Raw genomic sequence first — 483 nt, 5'->3', positions numbered from 1 at the left:
GCGCCTGGCGAAGATCAAGAGGTTGAGTAGTGAGCAGATCGGCAGATTGGAACCTGGCGTGAAGCGTCAGTTGCTGGAAGGGGATATGGGAGTCTGAGATGAGCGAAGATTTTCTGGAGAACTTGGCGAATCGACTGATTGAGGGCCGCGCTGATTCAGACCGTGAGCAGCTCTTGCAGCAAGCACGTAACTGGATTATCGGATGCAATCCGCTTCATGGCGCAGATCTGATTGATCGGCAACCGCTGCCAGAGACACTGCAAGCGGAGCTCAATGCCTATGCCGTCAACCTGCGCGGCAGTGCTATTGGCAATGTGCCGGACTCAATGTGCGGCGAGGCGCTGTGTCTTGCGGCAGTCAGGCAATACGGTCTAGCTATCGAGTCACTGCCAAAAAGCATGGTGACTCCAGCGATATGCATGGAAGTAGTTAAGCAGAACGCCAGGGCTATCGAGTATGTGCCTTTCTCGATAATGACTGACG

General features: G+C 54.2%; 1 protein-coding gene. It reads left to right on the top strand.

All coding sequences use genetic code 11. The features are described 5' to 3' along the window. Positions 1 to 98 precede the first annotated feature (98 nt). A partial coding sequence (locus tag DVK00_RS20830) for a DUF4116 domain-containing protein (protein WP_147435945.1) occupies positions 99 to 483 on the top strand: 385 nt, incomplete at its 3' end.

The sequence above is a fragment of the Haloarcula sp. Atlit-47R genome (genome assembly GCF_003665985.1).
GTDB classification, from domain to species: Archaea; Halobacteriota; Halobacteria; order Halobacteriales; family Haloarculaceae; genus Haloarcula; species Haloarcula taiwanensis.
Note: the sequence above shows the minus strand (reverse complement) of the source record. Positions and strands in the feature narration are given on the sequence as shown.